This window comes from Peribacillus sp. NPDC096448 (assembly GCF_044762675.1).
Classification (GTDB): domain Bacteria; phylum Bacillota; class Bacilli; order Bacillales; family DSM-1321; genus Peribacillus; species Peribacillus frigoritolerans_B.
In genome coordinates this window covers 93,700-111,874 of the sequence record NZ_JBIWEU010000001.1, presented here as the reverse complement: position 1 = coordinate 111,874, position 18,175 = coordinate 93,700, and the positions used below count along the sequence as shown (strand labels likewise).

The following is an 18,175-nucleotide window of genomic DNA, read 5'->3' as shown; positions in this document are numbered from 1 at the left end:
TATGTGTTAGAGGAGGAATAATTATGAATTTAAACTTACGTAATGCGATCATCCAAAATGTATCTGGAAATTCGCAAGAGCAGCTGGAAGACACGATTGTTGATGCCATACAAAATGGCGAGGAAAAAATGCTTCCTGGATTGGGAGTATTATTCGAGGTAATCTGGCAAAATTCATCTGAGCAGGAAAAACAGGAAATGATCACTGCCCTCGAAGCAGGATTAAAAAAATAACAGCCTTCAACGGCTGTTATTTTTTTGATCTCGCTTCGCCAGCCTTCAGTCCTTCGATGGAGACTTCTTCATCAAGCAGCAAGATGAATTTTTTTGCGCTCACTTCTTCAAGCATCGCTTTTGTCTCAGCAAAAGAGTAGCCGTATTTCGTGAAAAAGCTGCGTAAATCTCCAGATCCTTCATCTGTGAAGTAGTGGAAAATTTTCAAAAAAAGCGTGTCTTCCTTATCCTGATTGGCAATGATCAGTATATCCGTATGTTCATTTCCAAGCTGCACATAATTTTTTATATCAGCTGCCACTGTCATTTGGGTGCCAGATATGCCTTTAGCTTTTAAGTCTTGAATTGCAGCAAGTAGTTCCGGATTAGAGTCAAAAACACCATATACGTTTTTTTCCATGTTTCTCCCTCTCCTTGTTACTCTACTAAAAATAAAATTCCTTTGTCATTATACCTTGCGGCTTTATCAATAAACAAGCAAATAGTCTATTGAAATGAACGAGGGAACCCTCTGCCTAAAGGGTTTTTTAAAATAACGGTCTGGAAACAAACTAGATGAAAAATCGAGTTTGCCTACAGTTTCTTAATGGGCTTGTACAATTTGGACGTTGATTTCCATTCCAGGCACTCGTTTTCCGCGGGCGGTCAGGGGGCTTTGCACCTTCCTCCCAATCAACTAGATAGAAATCAGATCTGAGGAATTGAAAATGATGCTTTGGGTCAGTTGGTTCTGGAACATCATTTGATGATAGCTATATTTTCCATTCCCTCTTTATCTACAAACTGAAGAACAGCCTTGTGCAGGCTGTTCTTTTTGCGTATTACAGATTGTCGGTATTGATTCGATTTTTGATATATTCATCCTGCAAGCCTTCCTCTTGCTGCCCGCTAGCCTTCGGGCTAAGAGTCCGATTCATTGAACCTTGAGCATCAAGGGCTTTGTCAGTATCGGCAGAAAACGGTTCTGCATGCGGGTCGCTTGCCAGTGTCCCTTCATGATTCCCTGGTTTTTGCTTCTTGAATTTTTCTGTGGAATTCCCCCAGATTTCCCTTTCTTGAGCCCGCTTCGTATCCAGCTCTTCATTTTCAAAGATGTTGGCGGAATTCCCATGAAGTTCTTCGGTTCTTCCTGGCTGTGCTTCCACTTCCCCTGTTTGATAGGCATTCGCTGTTGTTTCAGGAAAAAGGTTCGGGTCCGGATTGTTCACCACCCCTGTTTTAAGCGGATTCTCTGCAGGTTCGTCCGTATCCTCCATGCGATTGGAAGTTATGCTCTCCCGTGCTGAAACGGTTTCCGATTCATCTAAAAGAATCAGATATTTTCCGGCCTCCACTTCATTTATATAAGCGGTGGCTTCACTATCGGATAGTCCTAATTCACCTAGTCGGTTCCTTATATCTTCAGAACCCTCGTTCATGAAAAAGTGTCTCATCTTATCAATGAAGGAATCCTCGTTAGATTTAGTAACGACGTCGACATCGGGAACAGGCTTTTCATTGACGAAATCCAAATCTTCTTTCCTATCAGCCATTACCGTTATTTCCCCTTCATGGACCCCCTTTTCCTTGAGGGATTGTATAGCCTGGATCATTTCACTTTCCGTATTAAAAACACCATATAATGTTTTTCCCATGCTTCTTCCTCCTCCTATTTTTCCGATAATTCTCCTTAAGTGTATTTATACCCTGATGGGTGCTAATTAAACAAAAAGGTTTGCCTCCCTATCGAACAATCAGTCTTTAAAATCAAAAAGAAACCTGCAGTTTTTAAAACTGCAGGTTTTTTCCTTCACTCTTAGAAGCGGTCGGTTCTACGTTCAGTTGCCTTTTTCTCATTCACGATCGATTCATCTGTACTATCAAGCTGGATATCTTCCTTTTTAAGAGTATCCTGAACCTGTTCCGTTTCTTGTACAGCATGTTTCTTGATGACAATTTCATCTGTGACAACCGGTTTTTTCGAAACTTCCAGTTTTTCTTCAACAACTGGGATTCGCAATGTTTCCCCATCTTCAATGCTTCCGGTTTCCAGATTTGCTTCACGTCCCGAAACCGATCTATGCTCGACTGTCACTTCTTCGTGTTCAACAGGGACATTAATCGTTTTATGCTGTTCATTGACTTCTTTGTTAATGACGACTTCTCCCGTCTGAACCCTTTCTTTGTCAATGTTCAGCTGTTCTTCCCGAAGTGTAAGCGTCCTTTCATCTTCTGGCAATTCACGGCCTCGTCCGCTGACTCCATAAACATCTTCTTTATTTAATGCATCGGTCTTTTCCGTACCATTATATAGTTGGTTGGTGGAGTTTGTATCAAGCCTTGTACCGGCAGTGTCCATTGTACCAGTCGTGAATTTATCCTTTGCCGTTCCAAGATGGCCTTCACCTTCTTCAACCAGAACCAGGACTTTTCCATTTTCTACATCAAAGACATGTTCAGCTGCATCGCTATTCGAAAGGCCTGCTTTCGCCAATCTTGTTGAAAGGTCTGCCGTATCTTCCGGCATGAAGAAACGTGCCACCTTGTCCATAAATGATTCGTCATTAGGAACATTCGTCATTGTATGAACATCCGTTTCACGTTGATGGTTCGTGAAATCCAAAGTTTCTTCCTTGTCTGCGACAACCGTAATATCGTCCCCTTCAAAACCCTTTGCCTTAAGTGCATTAATTGCTTGGATCACTTCTGCATTTGATTCATATACTCCATATACTGTTTTATTCATTTTACATTCCTCCTTAGGTTTTATTGTTTCGTTTAGTGGATGCTATATATAAACAATACCCGCCATGTTCCTAAGTAAACGAGGAATCCATATTTCATTTTTGTTATATCATTTACAATTCGTTCTCAGCACAGAACGCTTTTTTAGTTGAAACCCAGGCTTTACAAGGGTTTCCCCATTTATAAAGATGTAATGTTTAACCCATAAATGCCATTTCATTTACTGCTTGTAATCTATTTTCTTCTATTATAAAGCCACAGCCTTTATTAGCAGGTCCGCAATATGCACCGCTTTTGTACATTCCCCCACGTTTTCCCTCTCGATCCCCAATTGCATTTGCAACAGACAGCCAGGGTTTGCCGTGACAACAATATCGGCCTGTGTCGATTTCGTGTGCTCCATTTTAGAGTCGAGAATATTCATGGACATCTCTGATTCAACAATATTATAAATCCCAGCTGAGCCGCAGCATCGATCGGCATCCCTCATTTCCCTGAAATCGATTCCTTCTATCGATTGTAGGAGAATTCGCGGAGCCGAGGAGGCGTTCATCACATTCCGTAAGTGACAGGAATCCTGGAAAGTTACGGATTGAGCTGGCAGTTTAAGGCGAACTTTTTCCTAAAAACGCAAATCAACAAGAATCTGGCTGATATCTTTCAACTTATTTTTAAATGCGGTTGCACGGTCGTGCCATTCCGGTTCATCTTGGAGCAGATGGTCATAATCTATGAGAAAAGCGCCACAGCCGCCCGCATTCGTAATAATATAATCAACTTCCTCAGCTTCAAAGGCTTCAATATTACGCTTGGCCAGTTGCTTTGCACCTGCTTTTTCACCACTGTGCCCATGCAGCGCCCCGCAACATGCCTGGGATTTTGGAATCACGATTTCACATCCGGCCAGCTGTAGCAGCTTTAGTGTGGCCTTGTTCGTTTCCAAAAACATCGTATCCATCAAGCATCCGGAAAAGAAAGCCACCTTTTTGAGCGGCGTTCCGATTGCAGGCAGCTTGGTTGGCCTATTTTTCATTTCTGATTTTTTCGGGACTTTCGGCAGCACTCTTTCCATGGTTGCCAAATTATCCGGAAGCATATTGAGGACTCCCGTTTTCCGGGCCACATATTGCAGGCCAGATCTCTGATAGAAGCCAAGCAAACTTGTCATGGCCTGCATTCGCTCCTGGTGCGGAAATAATCCACTAAAAACGGCCTTGCGAATCGTTTTTACAGGGAAGCTATGTTTTTTATTCTGCTGGATGATATCCCTTGCTTCTTCAAGAAGATGTCCATATTTCACACCTGAAGGACACACAGGCTCACAAGCCCTGCAGCCGAGGCAAAGACTCAACGAACGTTCTACATCCTCATCGGGCTCAATCACACCTTCCGCCACCGCTTTCATAAGTGCAATCCGGCCCCTTGGTGAATGGGATTCCTTCAGCCCCGATTCTATGTATGTCGGGCAGTGGGGTAAGCAAAAGCCGCAGCGCATACAATTCAACAATTCATCTTCATTCATTCTTTCCGCGAATTGAATGGCAATGGTTTCCCTTTCCTGAACTGTGGTCATGTAGAAACCACCACCCTTTTTCTCGTTTCCTTGGCAAATACCTTGCCGGGATTCATGATGTTATTGGGATCGAAAGCTTGTTTAATCGCCCTCATGGCATCAATCCCTTCTTTCTTCAGCTTCCATTCAAGATACGGGGCCTTCATCGCTCCTACACCATGTTCACCGGTAATCGTCCCGCCAAGGTCGATAGCCGCGGCAAAAATGTCGGCAAAAGCGAGCTCCACCCTCTCCATTTCCTCATGATCACGAGCGTCGGTAATGCAAGTTGGATGCAAGTTCCCATCCCCAGCATGACCGAAAGTGCAAATGTCCACGTTATGTTTGTCAGCGATCTCATTAATCGCTGTAACCATTTTGGCAATTTCCGATCTTGGAATGGTGGCATCTTCCAAGATGGTCGTCGGCTTGAGCCGTGCCAATGCGGAAAGTGCTGTCCGTCTTGCCGTTTTCAAGGCGACAGCGTCAGATTCCGTTTCGGCAATTTCCACGGAAACCGCCTTTTCCTCTAGACAGATATCGGCCATTCTTTTCATATCACGTTCCACCACTTCAGGCGGGCCATCCTGTTCAATCAGCAGGACGGCTTCCACATTGGTAGGCAAACCGATTTTCGCGAAGTCTTCAACAACGATCAATGTCGGCCGATCCAGAAATTCTAATGTAACAGGAATGATCTTATTTGAAATGATCTTGGCCACTGACTGGGCTGCAGCATCCAGATCTTGATATAAGGCAAGCATCGTCTTAGTCGTTTCCGGCATTGGGATCAGCTTTAAGGTCGCTTCCGTAACGATGCCCAAAGTCCCTTCCGATCCGACAAAAAGTTTCGTTAAATCATATCCAGCTACATCTTTGGCAAGCTTGCCCCCTGTTCGAATGATGTCCCCATTCGGAAGGACCACTTCAAGCCCGATGACATAATCACGGGTGACTCCATACTTTAACCCTCTCAGTCCGCCGGAGTTCTCATTAATGTTGCCGCCAATCGTAGAGATTTTCATCGAACTTGGATCCGGCGGATAAAACAATCCCTTCTCTTCAACTGCGGAAATCAAGTCCAATGTGATGAGCCCAGGCTGTACGGTCGCCGTTAAGTTCTCTTCATCTATTTCAAGTAATGAATTCATTCGATTGAATAAAAGGACAAGCCCCCCCTCTGTCGGGCAGGTGCCTCCGCTTAAATTCGTACCAGACCCGCGGGGAACGATCGGAACATTGTATTCGTTGCAAACTTTGACGATGGCTGCGACTTCAGCTGTGCAGCCCGGCTTAATGACAGCATCCGGCATGGCTTGAAACCCTGGCGTTGCATCATATGAATAGACTAGACATTCCACTTTCGAGTCATCGTAATTCTCCTGACCGACTATGGTAAGAAGTAGCTGCTTAACCTGCTTTGTTAACATGTACATCCTCCTCAAATAAACATAGGAAATTCGAGATTTTTTTATATGATGTAAGTATAAGAAAAAAAACACTCAGCCTTCTATGTATGAACATATAGAATTTAGAGCTTTTCATAGAATTAATTTGTATGTTTATCCAATACACATACTGCTAGATACATAGTGACTAAATCGGCTAGCTTCCGAGGATTCAGCCGGGCCAAATCTTCTATGCGCTTGAGCCTGTAATGGAGGGTATTGATATGGATATGCAGGGCTCTAGCGGTCTCCTTTAAAGATAGATCACATGCAAAATACATGGAAAGGGTTTTAAGCAGATCCTCATTAGGAAGCAACTCCTCAATCGTCCGGGATAAATATTCCTGTCTTGTTTCAGCGGTAACTTCATCAAGCAGGACCTCAAGTTTCAAGTCCTCGTCAAATATGATCCCCGATGAAGGAAACGCGATTTTCAAGGAACGTTCCGCTTTAAAAAACGCTGACCTGAAAGCGGCTCCTGATGCACGCGAACTAACTCCTGCACACACTTTATAACCCGAGCTCTCTTCCAGTCTTTTTTGCAGTTTACTTAATTTCTTTAATTGCTGGATTTTTGAACCGAAGAAATCGGCCATTGAAAGAATGACGAATTGGTTCCTCCCCCAACGTACTGCGATGTCATTGGGATGCTGCTGTCTTATGAATATCTGAAGCGTTTTCCACACATGAGGTTCAATGATCTCCTCAGTCTTAAATTCACCCAGGGTGATGATCCGGTCTGCATGAACATCGACCCCAAGCAACTTGGCCTTCTGAAGGAAGAGATCATTGAACGTCTTCAGCTGATGCCATTCAAACACAAAGAATTCCATCAGACGTGATTGGGATTCTGTTTGTTCGATATGATAGCTTTCCTGAATGAACATCTCCGTCATTTTTTTTAAAAGTTCCGCATAGGGAGAAACATGTTTGGGGTCGCCCGTAATTCCTATGACACAAACGGCTTCCTGATTGAAGAAAATGGGCAGGTTTATCCCTGCCTTCACTCCTTTCCAACTTCGTTCATCCTGTTTATTGATGATCAATTTCTCACGATTGTTGAAAGCGTGAATGGCCCCTTCATGAAAAGATCCAATACGGCTGCCATCGGTGCTGGCGATAATCGTGCCAGCATGGTCAATAATGATGATCTCCTCATCAATCAGTTTTCGAACCTCATGCACCAATTTTCCTGCCACAGCTGCCAATTGCATTAAATGTCCTCCTTTTTTGAATCGACTTGAAAATATTTCAAGGCTCCCCTATGAAAAGGGAGCCTCATTCTAATTATGGAATCATCCAGGAAAGGACGCCATTTTGCAAGAAGGTAATCACACAAACAAGCAGCAATAAAAATAAGCTATGTTTGAGCGTGAATCTCAATAATTCCGATTCCCTGCCCGCCAATCCAACGGCAGCACAGGCAATCGCTATCGATTGGGGGGAAATCATCTTTCCGGTGACTCCTCCGGAAGAGTTCGCCGCCAGTGCCAGGACCGGTTCCATCCCCACTTTAAGCGCTGTCACTTTCTGCAGACTGCCAAATAAGAGGTTGGCTGATGTATCCGATCCGGTAATGAACACACCCAGCCAGCCGAGAACCGGTGCGAAGAACGGAAATAAATCACCCGATTTTGCAAGGGTCATCCCTAATGTTGTCGACATGCCTGAAGCATTGGTCACATAGGCAAAAGCCACCACGGTAGAAATCATCAAGATTGGTTTGGCCAACTCTTTCATCGCTTCAACAAAGGTGCCATAAAAGTCTTTTGCAGACATGTGTGCGATGAACTTCGTTACGATGGCGGCCAGTAAAATGGCCGTCCCGGCTGCTCCGAGCAGTTCTATTTTATAGAAAGCCGCAATCGGCAATCCATCGCTCCCGATTATCTCATTATGCAGACCTGGTACTTGGATTTGGAAGGTTAATAGTTTCCCGATTTCATTAATTCCACCAAGCAATACATTGTTGCCTTCATAATGTCCGGAGAGTGCCGGCTTTATTGGGTTCATCCCCCATATTGTTATGAAAAGCGTTAACAGAAGGAATGGTGACCAAGCATGGAATATCTGCCATTTCGTGTATTTTGTTTCCGCTTCGGCTGAATATAAAGGTTCGACAGCTGCTGCCGTTTCCTCGGATGCAAAGCGAAAGATCGTTTTAGGTTTCCAGAATTTAAGGAAGATCGCCAATGCAAACAGTGACACTAACGCGGAAAGGATGTCCGGTAATTCGGGCCCAAGAAAATTCGAACTTAAGTATTGTGTGATGGCAAAGGAAATTCCGGAAACCAAAATTGCCGGCAAGACCTCAAGCGATCTTTTCCACCCAGTCATGATTAAAATGAGATAAAGCGGAATGAGAGCCGAAAGGAATGGCAATTGTCGGCCGACCATTTTTGAAATCTCCATGGCGGCTATGCCAGTAGGGCCTTCCATGGCGATGATCGGTATTCCAACCGCCCCGAATGCTACCGGAGCGGTATTCGCGATCAAGCAAATCCCGGCTGCATACAGCGGGTTAAATCCGAGACCGACCAATAGCGCGGCTGAAATGGCGACCGGTGCTCCAAATCCCGCGGCACCTTCTAAAAAGGCCCCGAAAGAAAATGCCACCAATAATGCCTGGAGGCGGCGGTCTTCCGTAAGCGAAAGCACCGAAGAACGAATGATATTGAATTGTCCGCTTTTAACAGTCATTTTGTACAAAAATACGGAAGTGATGATTATCCATCCGATTGGGAGCAGCCCATATACGGCTCCTTGTGAAGCGGACATCACGGCTTTTCCTGCAGGCATTCCATATATCAATACAGCCACTGCAAGAGCTACAAGCAGCGTGGTTACACCTGCAATGTAACCTTTCATACGTTTGATGGTAAGTGCCCAGAAAAAGTAAAGAATTGGAATGAGTGCAGCAAGAGATGATAAAACTAAATTATCGGTGATCGGCGTAAAGTTTTGTGTCCATGTCATTCATTTCGACTCCATTTTCTATAAATTTTTTAAAAAATCAGAAATCAACCGCTAATTGAAACCCCTTACATATTCAAATATTCAAAGTCATCAGATGACTTGATGAGTACTCATTAAAATTAAATGATTGAAAATATAAAATCAAGATTTTTTTTATTTTTTGTTGATTTTTCACCCTTCTGGAAGTGTCAAATATCATTTGTGTTATATAATATTAACCAGAGAAACTCATAGAAAATAGAGGTGCTACTACTTGGTATATAAAAAAATAAAGCCGAAAAAAATTTATGAAGAAGTCAGCGATGAACTTTATGAAATGATTCGGTCAGGCAGCCTGAAACCAGGTGAACAATTGGATTCCATTCAGCAGCTTGCGGAAAATTTCCAAGTCGGGCGCCCGGCCATCCGCGAAGCATTAAGTGCATTGAGTTCAATGGGTCTTATTGAAATAAAACAAGGTGAAGGAACATTCGTCAAAACCTTCGACCCCACCATCATGAACCACCCCTTGTCTGCCGCCCTTTTGATGGATCAAGACAATATCAAGCATTTACTGGAAGTTCGGAAAATCCTGGAGTCCGGTACGGCAGAAGTGGCAGCGAAGAAGAGAACGGAAGATAACCTTATCGAACTCAAGGACAGGCTTTTTGATTTGGAAAAGGTATCAGATGATGAAGAGCTCAGTGATAAAGCGGATATCGCCTTCCATGTTGCCGTGGCAAACGCATCACAAAATGAGCTGCTGATTACATTGATGAATCACGTTTCGGAATTAATGACGGAAAAGATGCGTGATATCCGCCGGATTGCGCTTTATTCCGAAGAGATGACACTTAAGCAGCTTTACCAGCAGCATGTCAGGATATATGATGCAATTGTGGCACAGGATGAAGACGGAGCCCGCAGTGCCATGCTATTTCACCTTCAAAGCGTCGAGGAATCACTGGACCGGGTCATCCAAAAGAATCAGCAAAAGAATAATTGACATTCCTTTAAATTTTAAAAATACCCTATACAAAAAAGGATTAAATTGATATATTATTTTGAAAACGATTACTTCATTTAAAAATCTTGGAAATTGGTATATTCACTTAGCCATTTCCTTTTTCCATTTTTTAGTCATCAGATGACCTGTTAACCTATTTTTAAAAAGGAGGAGTTCAGTTTGAAAGTTACTCTCTTTGCAACATGTTTAGTGGATTTGTTTCAATCCAATGTCGGCAAAGCCACAGTGGAGCTACTCGAGAGATTAGGCTGTGAGATCGATTTCCCGGAGTCCCAGATATGTTGCGGACAGCCGGCATATAATAGCGGGTATACGAAGGAATCGAAGGAAGCCATGAAAAAGATGATTAAAACATTCGCGGATGCTGAATACATCGTAACCCCTTCCGGTTCCTGTGCAGCGATGTTCAAGGAATATCCGGTTCTTTTCAAAGGCGATGCCGAATGGGAAAAGAAAGCGGCATCATTAGCGGCTAAAACATATGAATTGTCCCAATTCATCGTGGATGTCTTAAAAGTGACCGACGTCGGAGCGACCCTTAAGGGAAAGGCCACTTATCATACTTCATGCCATATGACACGGCTGCTTAAGGTGAAGGAAGCACCTGCCATTTTATTAAGCCATGTCAGGGGACTGGAAATGACACCACTTCCGGATGCCCAAAACTGCTGCGGGTTCGGGGGGACATTTTCGGTTAAGATGGGTGACATTTCCGGGCAAATGGTCGAGGAGAAGGTATGCAATATTGAAGTTACCGGGGCAGATTTTTTAATCGGCGGGGATGCAGGATGTTTGATGAATATAGGCGGACGGATCCAAAGGAAGGGGCAGCCGGTGAAAGTGCTTCACATTGCGGAAGTCCTGAATAGTATTTAAAGAAAGCGAGGAGGGATAAACTTATGGCTATGAAAACCAGCTCTGCCAAATTTAAAGAACGGGTGGATGAAGGAATACATAATGACTTTATGCGATTGGCCGTATCCAGTGCCCAAGAACGATTACACGGACGGCGACTGACTGCCGTTGATGAATTGGGAAGCTGGGAGGATTGGCGTTCCCTTGGGGAAGAAATCCGGCAGCATGTGCTCAGTAACCTTGATTTCTATTTGCACCAGCTTGCAGAAAACGTTTCGAAAAGGGGCGGTCATGTCTTCTTCGCTGAAACCGCTGAAGAAGCAAGCGGATACATTAAGGATGTCATTGTAAAAAAGAATGCCAAAAAGGTCGTGAAATCCAAATCGATGGTCACGGAAGAGATCAATTTGAATGCAACACTTGAGGCAGTTGGCCTCGATGTCGTTGAAACGGACCTTGGTGAATACATTTTACAAGTGGATGATCATGATCCCCCTTCCCATATCGTCGCACCTGCTCTCCATAAAAATAAAGAACAGATTAGGGACGTTTTTAAAGAAAAGCTTGCCTATACGCAAACCGAAAAACCGGAAGAGCTTACCGCCCATGTGCGGGGCATTCTGCGGAAAGATTTCTTAAGCGCCGATGTGGGCATTACCGGCTGTAATTTTGCGATTGCGGAAACGGGCTCGATCGGTTTGGTGACGAATGAAGGAAATGCCGATTTGGTCACTGCCCTCCCAAAAACGCAAATCACCGTGATGGGTATGGAACGGCTTGTACCTACATTCGATGAATTCGAAGTCCTTGTCAGCTTATTGACAAGAAGCGCTGTCGGCCAAAGATTGACCAGTTACATCACCGCACTTACCGGTCCGCGTGATGAAGATGATGTAGACGGACCCGAGGAGTTTCACCTTGTGATTGTAGATAATGGACGTTCCTCAATTTTAGGAACTGAGTTTCAATCAGTTCTTCAATGCATTCGCTGTGCTGCCTGTATAAATGTCTGCCCGGTCTATCGCCAGGTTGGCGGTCATTCATATGGTTCAATATATCCAGGACCAATCGGTGCTGTGCTTTCACCCTTACTCGGGGGATATGATGATTTCAAGGAACTGCCATATGCCTCCACTCTTTGTGCAGCATGTACAGATGCCTGTCCGGTAAAGATTCCTCTTCATGATTTATTGAGGAAGCATCGTGAAGTCATCGTAGAAAAGGAAAAAATGGCGCCGTTTTCAGAAAAGATGGCCATGAAGGCCTTCGGAATTGGTGCGGCATCGCCTATGCTTTATAAGTTCGGCTCCAAAATGGCCCCATCAGCGATGTCACCTTTTAAAACGGGGGATATCATCTCGAAAGGACCGGGACCACTCAAAACTTGGACAGAAAGCCGGGAGTTCCCTGCTCCAGGTAAAGAGAGCTTTCGGGACTGGTTCAAAAATCGGGAAAAAGGAGGGAAACCATCATGAATGGAACCATCCATAATGAAGGGGCATTTTTAAACAATATAGCTAAAAACCTGGGGCGTGCTCCTATTACGGAGGGCATCTCCGTTCCGGAATGGAAGCACGCCCCCCAAAAAGAAGTTTTGAAACATGCGACACCAAATGATCTTGTCGCGGAATTGAAAGAGCAATGTAAACGGGTGCATACTCAATTTCACGTTACCGACTCCAAGCAAGTGATGCATTGTTTAACACAGGTGATCGAGGAACTTGGAAACGGACCCTTGATCATCCCTAAGGACGATCGATTTTCCGCCTATGGGTTAGAGGGTATCTTAAAGGAAAAAGATGTCCATATATGGGATCACCAAGCCGGGAATGAAAATATCGAAAAAGCAGAAAGTGCTAACATCGGAATCACATTCAGTGAGATGACACTAGCAGAATCAGCGACCGTCGTCTTGTTCAGCGACAAGGACCATGGCCGTTCCATCAGCTTCCTCCCTGCCTGCCATGTTTCCATCATTCCAAAAAGCACCATCGTTCCGCGAATGACGCAGGCTGCTGCGGCCATCCGTTCAAAAGTTACCCGGGGCGAAGTCGTTCCTTCCTGCATCAATTTCATAACAGGGCCGAGCAATTCGGCTGATATCGAAATGGACCTTGTCGTCGGCGTCCATGGACCCATCAAAGCGGTCTATATAATCGTCGAAGACAAGTAGAAATAGGAAAAAGAAAATGGAGAGGACCTAAATTAGGCCTCTCCATTTTTAACTTTCACTATATTATTCGTAAATGATCCGATCAACCGCTTCGCGATCGAGGCGTTTAATCACTTCGACAATGAGCTTAACTGCATTCTCATAATCATCCCTGTGAAGCATTGCTGCGTGTGAATGAATGTAGCGTGTGGCAATCGTGATCGCCAGAGCGGGAACACCATTTGCCGTTAAATGGATGGAACCGGCATCCGTCCCGCCGCCTGGGATTGATTCATATTGATAAGGAATATTCATTTCATCAGCCGTATCGGTGACGAAATCGCGTAATCCCTTATGTGCCACCATCGATGAATCATAGATGACGATTTGCGGGCCTTCCCCCATCTTACTCATCGCTTCTTTATCGGTAACCCCCGGTGTATCACCAGCAATGCCTACATCGACGGCAAAACCGATATCCGGCTGAATTTTGAATGTGGATGTTTTGGAGCCACGCAGGCCGACCTCTTCTTGCACTGCGCCAATTCCATAAACGACATTAGGATGGTCGCCGTCTTTCAGCTGTTTAAGCACATCAATGGCGATTGCACAGCCAATTCGATTGTCCCAAGCTTTGGCGAGCAGCATCTTTTCATTATTCATGACCGTGAATTCAAAATATGGCACAACCATATCCCCTGGCTTTACGCCCCATTCCCTAACCTCTTCTTTGCTGGATGCACCAATATCAATAAACATATCCTTAATATCAATCGGCTTCTTCCGCGCCTCCGCTGACAGGATATGTGGCGGCTTGGAACCGATAACGCCAGTTATATCACCTTTACCTGTAACGATTGTCACGCGTTGGGCCAGCATTACCTGTGACCACCAGCCCCCAACCGGCTGAAAACGCAAAAATCCTTTATCATCAATTTGGGTGATCATGAAACCGACTTCGTCCATATGCCCGGTAACCACGATTTTCGGTCCGTTTTCATCTCCCGTTTTCTTTGCAATCAAACTGCCCAGGCCATCTGTCGATATTTCATCAGCAAATGGTGTTATGTATTCGGTCATCACTTTTCTTACTTCACTTTCATTTCCTGCAATGCCTTTAGCATCAGTTAAGTCCCGAAGCATCCTTAACGTTTCATCCAATTGAGCCATTCCCTTACCTCCCTATAACTTACATTACAAGAATAATTATACAGACAATCGATTACATAAACAATCAGTAGCCTTGCTTTTGCCTTTCGTAATTCACTTCATTTTTGCTTACATATGCTTTTTCCACATCCACTGCCGAAAATCCAAGCGACTCCCCTAAATGTAAATACGCAGTAAAAACCTTTTGGAAAGATGACTCTGTCAACTGTGTGCGAAATTCACTGATGTAGCCGTAAATAGCGGTAAATTGAACCGTCAAATCCTCCCGATGCATCTTGAGGGCAGATGGAACTTCCGGCACAAATCCCCGTTCGATCCCGAGTGACAAAATGAAATGGATGCCATCCACGTATTCAGCCAAAATCGTTTCTTTATCAGAGGGTCCTTTAAGACTCCAGAATTTAAAACATCTTGTTTCATTGGCAAGCTCTCCAAGCTCCACTAAAAGAGCAAGTATCTTCCGTTCCACCAAGTCTTCAGCACCCAAATCATGCTTTGATTGTATATGCTCGTCCAAAGCTGCCTGCATTTCCATTAATTTACCTATGTTCATTTTCATCACTTCTTTCCATCGTCTTCCCCTAAATTATATCAAATAAATGAAACTTATTAAAAACCCATACGTAAATTAAGGGAATCACTCTGTTTAAGGAGGTATCTCCATGGTATTGATCATGCGGTCCATTCTTTTGGCTCTCATCATTTTCTTAATATATACAGTCATCAAATACCTATTTAATCCGAAAAGAAAATTAGAGCTGGCACATGAACAGAAAAAATTCTTTCTGCTCGACGATACAGCCAATATACGAAAGAATTTTTTATTGACGTACAACGGGGTGATGTTTGAAGGGGAAAAGTATTTAGGGACGACGGAACGCTCCTTCGAGGTCATCTCCATCTTCATATGGCCTAAAAAAGTGGCCGGCCTGAAAGGCTTGAAGCGAAATGACTTCTTAAAAATCGAGGCAGCCATTAAAAAACAATACCCGGATGCCGTTATTGATTGGAAGAGCCCGGTTAAGGAGTTTTTACAAAAATGAAAAAAATCATGCGCAATGAAGAGCCTTGAGAAAAATGGACTCAAGGCTCTATATTAATCATCTGAACGAAAAAATTCCTTCCAGGGGACGACCGTCTGCTTCTCTCTCAATAAATAGATCAATAAGGTTAAGGATAATAAAATGATGACGATAAGCGTTGGACTGAAATCTGCAATATAGTGGCCAAAAACCGTGTATACGAATGCTACAGGGAGATTGGTCATGAAGGATAGGTAAAAATAATTTTTCAGCCCTTTATTGGATTCCAATAAGCAAAGCGACAGTAAGTAAAAGTGGATGAATGGTATTAGCCTCAGTACTGCAATTTGCCGGCTGTTTAGCTTTCGGTTTCCAAACAGCTTATTCTTAAGACGCAGCAGCCTATCCTTTGTTTTCGGAAATTTGCCTATCACGAAATAAAAGGCCATACTGGACAGCGTCAAACCGATTACCGAATAGATGGTTCCAAAAGCTGCCCCGAATAATACTCCGCCGGACATGCAAACCACAATGACAGGAATGAATAAAAATTGCCTTAATAAATGAAAAGTGATAAAAATCAACGGTGCAAACACGCTTCCAGATTGAACGTAGCTCATCACAAGTGTCAGTTTATCATTCATGCTCTCCCTCCAGCTACTCTTTGCTGCTTCTACAAGCATATACATCATACGGGCTACATATTACAATTGAATGAATAACTTAATCAATAAGCCTATCTGAAGAATCATCAATATAGGCAGGCCCCACTTAAAAGCGGCATGCTTCGTCTTATGGCGGAATTGCTTCATCCCCAAAAAGGACCCGGTCCCCCCGCCTATGACTGCCCAAAACCAAAGTGTCTTTTCGCTGATCCGGTACTCCCCATTACGCGCTTTCCTTTTGTCGATTCCCATCAAGGCAAACCCGATGATGTTTGTGATGATCATATAAGCAGCAATGAACCATACTCCTTGCATTCTCATTCCCTCCTTAAAATATGTAAAAAGCCACCCTCTTGAAAAGAGAGTGGCTGTATCAGTCAGACTTATTTGTCTAATTGTTGTTTAGCAGCAGTTGCTAATTGAGCAAAAGCTTGTTCGTCAGCAACAGCAAGATCAGCAAGCATTTTGCGGTTCACTTCGATACCAGCAAGCTTTAGACCATGCATTAAACGGCTGTATGAAAGACCGTTGATGCGTGCTGCAGCGTTGATACGAGTGATCCAAAGTTTGCGGAAATCACGTTTCTTTTGACGACGGTCACGGAAAGCATAGTTTCCTGACTTCATTACTTGTTGGTTAGCTACTTTGAAAAGAATATGTTTCGCGCCATAGTAACCTTTAGCTAATTTTATTACCTTTTTACGACGTTTGCGAGTAACAGTACCGCCTTTTACACGTGGCATGTTATTTCCCTCCTATTTAACTCGATAAATCGAACTTATTTAATGTTGTCTAGCATATGACGAATACGTTTGAAGTCACCTTTGCTTACAAGGCTAGCTTTGCGAAGCTTACGCTTTTGCTTAGTAGATTTGTTAGCAAATAAATGGCTTGTGTAAGCGTTAGAACGCTTAAGTTTGCCGGATCCAGTCTTTTTGAAACGTTTAGCAGATCCGCGGTGAGTTTTCATTTTAGGCATAAGGTATTCCTCCTCATTACAAATTACTTTACAATTACTTTTCGTTTTTCGGTGCTAATATAATGAACATGCTGCGCCCGTCCATTTTTGGGTGTTGCTCGATTGTAGCCACTTCTTTACATGCTTCAGAAAAACGAACGAGTACACGTTGACCAATTTCCTTATGCGTAATGGCACGTCCTTTGAATCGGATAGAAGCTTTTACTTTATCGCCTTTTTCAAGGAATTTAATACCGTTGCGAAGCTTCGTATTGAAATCATGTTCTTCAATCGTCGGGCTCAAACGAACCTCTTTCAGACTGATGACTTTTTGATTTTTACGTGCTTCCTTGTCTTTCTTTTGCTGCTCGAAGCGGTGTTTTCCGTAGTCCATGATCCGGGCTACCGGAGGCTTTGCATTTGCAGCAACTAAAACTAGATCAAGATTTACACGAGCGGCAATTTCCAATGCTTCGAATTTCGTTTTAATTCCAAGTTGTTCTCCGTTTTGGTCAATAAGACGAACTTCACGGGCTCGGATGCCCTCGTTTACCATCGCGTCTTTACTAATAGTTAGCCACCTCCAAAGATATTGGCGAATACGAATATTTGAATAAATTCGGTCACGCTCACAACTCGCTTACAGGATATAATCATAATAAAAAAGTGTGGATGCATGTTGCACCCACACTGATAGACTCATTCAGAAAGATCCAAATAATCAAATCATGACCTGTTAACTGCATTGTTTGCGTCAACCAGGTGAGAAGCGGGTGCTTCTTCTTTTCCTCAAACACGTATTCAATTCACTTTAGAAATATATCATAAACACTGATGACTTGTCAAATGCTAATTTATTCGTTTTTCACAACAAAATTAATATTATCAGACATTCAGTTATTTGACAATACGTTTTTTAAAGTAATTTGGCCAAAAAATATTCATCATGATACATTCCATCAAAAAACAGTGATTCCCGCTTTATTCCTTCCTTTTCAAAACCCATCTTTCGATATAAGGAAAGCGCAGGGGCGTTGTTTGCAATCACGGACAATTCCAGGCGCCGAATTTCGTTTGTCCGTGCATGCTCCTCCATTTTAAGAAATAACTTCGTACCGATGCCTTTTCCTCTATCCTGTTCATTGATGCCGATGACGATTTTAGTGGAATGCCTCGTTCGGCCCATTCGATTGCCCAATAAAATTAGGTAACCATTCAACTCATCGCCACTAGCAGCAACGAGGAAAACGGAAGGGGTATTTTTTTCGATTTGCTCCAATTGCTTTTCCATTTGTTTCCCCGTAGCTTTTCTTTCCCCAGGGTTAAACAGCATGTACCCGGAATCTTCAACATGATTGAACAGAGAAGCCAAGTTACCCGCGTCTTTCCTTGAAGCTTTTCTAATCTTCATTTA

Annotated in this window: 20 protein-coding genes, 1 pseudogene and 1 other annotated feature; of the genes and pseudogenes, 6 read left to right on the top strand and 15 right to left on the bottom strand. The window is 43.5% G+C overall.

Annotation, left to right across the window (positions count from 1 at the left end; translation table 11 throughout):
• The first annotated feature begins 23 nt into the window (after positions 1-23).
• Positions 24-233 (top strand): small acid-soluble spore protein SspI, encoded by a 210-nt coding sequence (gene sspI, locus ACIQ0C_RS00530; RefSeq protein WP_057911488.1) that lies wholly within the window; start codon positions 24-26, stop codon positions 231-233.
• A gap of 16 nt (positions 234-249) precedes the next feature.
• Here the strand turns inward: sspI and ACIQ0C_RS00525 are convergent, their stop codons facing one another.
• The 7 genes and pseudogenes from ACIQ0C_RS00525 to ACIQ0C_RS00495 all read right to left on the bottom strand — a co-directional run bounded on the left by ACIQ0C_RS00525 (position 250) and on the right by ACIQ0C_RS00495 (position 8,933).
• Complete coding sequence (locus ACIQ0C_RS00525; protein WP_402835269.1) at positions 250-633, bottom strand: hypothetical protein; 384 nt, start codon at positions 631-633, stop codon at positions 250-252.
• A 421-nt stretch (positions 634-1,054) separates the two neighbouring features.
• Positions 1,055-1,867, bottom strand: coding sequence for a general stress protein (locus tag ACIQ0C_RS00520; RefSeq protein ID WP_403055917.1), 813 nt, complete (start codon positions 1,865-1,867; stop codon positions 1,055-1,057).
• Positions 1,868-2,028: 161 nt separating this feature from the next.
• Positions 2,029-2,958 (bottom strand): YsnF/AvaK domain-containing protein, encoded by a 930-nt coding sequence (locus ACIQ0C_RS00515; RefSeq protein ID WP_403055914.1) that lies wholly within the window; start codon positions 2,956-2,958, stop codon positions 2,029-2,031.
• A gap of 246 nt (positions 2,959-3,204) precedes the next feature.
• Positions 3,205-4,530: pseudogene (locus tag ACIQ0C_RS00510) on the bottom strand ((Fe-S)-binding protein).
• Positions 4,527-5,939, bottom strand: a complete 1,413-nt coding sequence (glcD, locus tag ACIQ0C_RS00505) for a glycolate oxidase subunit GlcD (protein WP_403055911.1) — start codon at positions 5,937-5,939, stop codon at positions 4,527-4,529. Before glcD ends, ACIQ0C_RS00510 begins: the two are co-directional and overlap by 4 nt.
• 119 nt (positions 5,940-6,058) lie before the next feature.
• Complete coding sequence (locus tag ACIQ0C_RS00500; RefSeq protein WP_403055908.1) at positions 6,059-7,171, bottom strand: PucR family transcriptional regulator; 1,113 nt, start codon at positions 7,169-7,171, stop codon at positions 6,059-6,061.
• 73 nt (positions 7,172-7,244) lie between these two features.
• Complete coding sequence (locus ACIQ0C_RS00495) at positions 7,245-8,933, bottom strand: L-lactate permease (RefSeq protein ID WP_403055905.1); 1,689 nt, start codon at positions 8,931-8,933, stop codon at positions 7,245-7,247.
• 253 nt (positions 8,934-9,186) lie between these two features.
• Here ACIQ0C_RS00495 and ACIQ0C_RS00490 point away from each other — a divergent pair, with 253 nt between their 5' ends.
• From ACIQ0C_RS00490 to ACIQ0C_RS00475, 4 genes are all read left to right on the top strand, one after another.
• The gene (locus tag ACIQ0C_RS00490) at positions 9,187-9,918 is read left to right on the top strand and encodes a FadR/GntR family transcriptional regulator (RefSeq protein WP_403055902.1); all 732 of its coding nucleotides are present in this window, start codon (positions 9,187-9,189) and stop codon (positions 9,916-9,918) included.
• A 180-nt stretch (positions 9,919-10,098) separates the two neighbouring features.
• On the top strand, positions 10,099-10,815 hold the full coding sequence (locus ACIQ0C_RS00485; protein ID WP_403055899.1) for a (Fe-S)-binding protein: 717 nt from the start codon (positions 10,099-10,101) through the stop codon (positions 10,813-10,815).
• 23 nt (positions 10,816-10,838) lie between these two features.
• Positions 10,839-12,269, top strand: a complete 1,431-nt coding sequence (locus ACIQ0C_RS00480; RefSeq protein ID WP_403055896.1) for a LutB/LldF family L-lactate oxidation iron-sulfur protein — start codon at positions 10,839-10,841, stop codon at positions 12,267-12,269.
• Positions 12,263-12,967 (top strand): LutC/YkgG family protein, encoded by a 705-nt coding sequence (locus ACIQ0C_RS00475; protein ID WP_403057075.1) that lies wholly within the window; start codon positions 12,263-12,265, stop codon positions 12,965-12,967. Before ACIQ0C_RS00480 ends, ACIQ0C_RS00475 begins: the two co-directional genes overlap by 7 nt.
• A 63-nt stretch (positions 12,968-13,030) precedes the next feature.
• Here the strand turns inward: ACIQ0C_RS00475 and ACIQ0C_RS00470 are convergent, their stop codons facing one another.
• Together ACIQ0C_RS00470 and ACIQ0C_RS00465 are read right to left on the bottom strand one after the other, a co-directional pair.
• Positions 13,031-14,116 carry a M42 family metallopeptidase gene (locus tag ACIQ0C_RS00470; protein ID WP_403055893.1) on the bottom strand — a complete coding sequence of 362 codons (1,086 nt, stop codon included), beginning with the start codon at positions 14,114-14,116 and terminating at the stop codon, positions 13,031-13,033.
• Positions 14,117-14,180: 64 nt separating this feature from the next.
• Positions 14,181-14,669, bottom strand: coding sequence for a dUTP diphosphatase (locus tag ACIQ0C_RS00465; RefSeq protein WP_402835280.1), 489 nt, complete (start codon positions 14,667-14,669; stop codon positions 14,181-14,183).
• A gap of 109 nt (positions 14,670-14,778) precedes the next feature.
• On the opposite strand from ACIQ0C_RS00465, the gene ACIQ0C_RS00460 reads away from it, so the two are divergent.
• Positions 14,779-15,159 carry a sigma-w pathway protein ysdB gene (locus ACIQ0C_RS00460; protein ID WP_403055890.1) on the top strand — a complete coding sequence of 127 codons (381 nt, stop codon included), beginning with the start codon at positions 14,779-14,781 and terminating at the stop codon, positions 15,157-15,159.
• A gap of 53 nt (positions 15,160-15,212) precedes the next feature.
• Here the strand turns inward: ACIQ0C_RS00460 and ACIQ0C_RS00455 are convergent, their stop codons facing one another.
• The 6 genes from ACIQ0C_RS00455 to ACIQ0C_RS00430 all read right to left on the bottom strand — a co-directional run bounded on the left by ACIQ0C_RS00455 (position 15,213) and on the right by ACIQ0C_RS00430 (position 18,172).
• Positions 15,213-15,782: a TVP38/TMEM64 family protein gene (locus ACIQ0C_RS00455; protein WP_034309063.1), complete on the bottom strand. Its 570-nt coding sequence runs from the start codon at positions 15,780-15,782 to the stop codon at positions 15,213-15,215.
• Positions 15,783-15,842: 60 nt separating this feature from the next.
• Positions 15,843-16,118 carry a DUF1294 domain-containing protein gene (locus tag ACIQ0C_RS00450; RefSeq protein ID WP_048681184.1) on the bottom strand — a complete coding sequence of 92 codons (276 nt, stop codon included), beginning with the start codon at positions 16,116-16,118 and terminating at the stop codon, positions 15,843-15,845.
• Between the two features lie 68 nt (positions 16,119-16,186).
• On the bottom strand, positions 16,187-16,546 hold the full coding sequence (rplT, locus tag ACIQ0C_RS00445) for a 50S ribosomal protein L20 (protein WP_034309067.1): 360 nt from the start codon (positions 16,544-16,546) through the stop codon (positions 16,187-16,189).
• 35 nt (positions 16,547-16,581) lie between these two features.
• A complete protein-coding gene (rpmI, locus tag ACIQ0C_RS00440; RefSeq protein WP_034309070.1) occupies positions 16,582-16,782 on the bottom strand; it encodes a 50S ribosomal protein L35 in 201 nt (66 codons plus the stop codon).
• A 34-nt stretch (positions 16,783-16,816) separates the two neighbouring features.
• The gene (gene infC / locus ACIQ0C_RS00435; protein ID WP_034309072.1) at positions 16,817-17,317 is read right to left on the bottom strand and encodes a translation initiation factor IF-3; all 501 of its coding nucleotides are present in this window, start codon (positions 17,315-17,317) and stop codon (positions 16,817-16,819) included.
• Between the two features lie 98 nt (positions 17,318-17,415).
• Positions 17,416-17,552 (bottom strand) — a sequence feature (ribosomal protein L20 leader region).
• A 125-nt stretch (positions 17,553-17,677) separates the two neighbouring features.
• Complete coding sequence (locus ACIQ0C_RS00430; RefSeq protein ID WP_403055885.1) at positions 17,678-18,172, bottom strand: GNAT family N-acetyltransferase; 495 nt, start codon at positions 18,170-18,172, stop codon at positions 17,678-17,680.
• Between the last annotated feature and the right edge of the window lie 3 nt (positions 18,173-18,175).

Excerpts from the sequence above, each read along its gene's own strand:
- rplT (WP_034309067.1), bottom strand. The coding sequence starts at position 16,546 with ATGCCACGTGTAAAAGGCGGTACTGTTACTCGCAAACGTCGTAAAAAG.
- glcD (WP_403055911.1), bottom strand. The coding sequence starts at position 5,939 with ATGTTAACAAAGCAGGTTAAGCAGCTACTTCTTACCATAGTCGGTCAG.
- ACIQ0C_RS00430 (WP_403055885.1), bottom strand. The coding sequence starts at position 18,172 with ATGAAGATTAGAAAAGCTTCAAGGAAAGACGCGGGTAACTTGGCTTCT.
- rpmI (WP_034309070.1), bottom strand. The coding sequence starts at position 16,782 with ATGCCTAAAATGAAAACTCACCGCGGATCTGCTAAACGTTTCAAAAAG.
- ACIQ0C_RS00520 (WP_403055917.1), bottom strand. The coding sequence starts at position 1,867 with ATGGGAAAAACATTATATGGTGTTTTTAATACGGAAAGTGAAATGATC.
- ACIQ0C_RS00525 (WP_402835269.1), bottom strand. The coding sequence starts at position 633 with ATGGAAAAAAACGTATATGGTGTTTTTGACTCTAATCCGGAACTACTT.
- ACIQ0C_RS00455 (WP_034309063.1), bottom strand. The coding sequence starts at position 15,782 with ATGAATGATAAACTGACACTTGTGATGAGCTACGTTCAATCTGGAAGC.
- ACIQ0C_RS00450 (WP_048681184.1), bottom strand. The coding sequence starts at position 16,118 with ATGCAAGGAGTATGGTTCATTGCTGCTTATATGATCATCACAAACATC.
- ACIQ0C_RS00465 (WP_402835280.1), bottom strand. The coding sequence starts at position 14,669 with ATGAACATAGGTAAATTAATGGAAATGCAGGCAGCTTTGGACGAGCAT.
- ACIQ0C_RS00500 (WP_403055908.1), bottom strand. The coding sequence starts at position 7,171 with ATGCAATTGGCAGCTGTGGCAGGAAAATTGGTGCATGAGGTTCGAAAA.
- ACIQ0C_RS00470 (WP_403055893.1), bottom strand. The coding sequence starts at position 14,116 with ATGGCTCAATTGGATGAAACGTTAAGGATGCTTCGGGACTTAACTGAT.
- sspI (WP_057911488.1), top strand. The coding sequence starts at position 24 with ATGAATTTAAACTTACGTAATGCGATCATCCAAAATGTATCTGGAAAT.
- ACIQ0C_RS00480 (WP_403055896.1), top strand. The coding sequence starts at position 10,839 with ATGGCTATGAAAACCAGCTCTGCCAAATTTAAAGAACGGGTGGATGAA.
- ACIQ0C_RS00460 (WP_403055890.1), top strand. The coding sequence starts at position 14,779 with ATGGTATTGATCATGCGGTCCATTCTTTTGGCTCTCATCATTTTCTTA.
- infC (WP_034309072.1), bottom strand. The coding sequence starts at position 17,317 with ATGGTAAACGAGGGCATCCGAGCCCGTGAAGTTCGTCTTATTGACCAA.
- ACIQ0C_RS00495 (WP_403055905.1), bottom strand. The coding sequence starts at position 8,933 with ATGACATGGACACAAAACTTTACGCCGATCACCGATAATTTAGTTTTA.
- ACIQ0C_RS00515 (WP_403055914.1), bottom strand. The coding sequence starts at position 2,958 with ATGAATAAAACAGTATATGGAGTATATGAATCAAATGCAGAAGTGATC.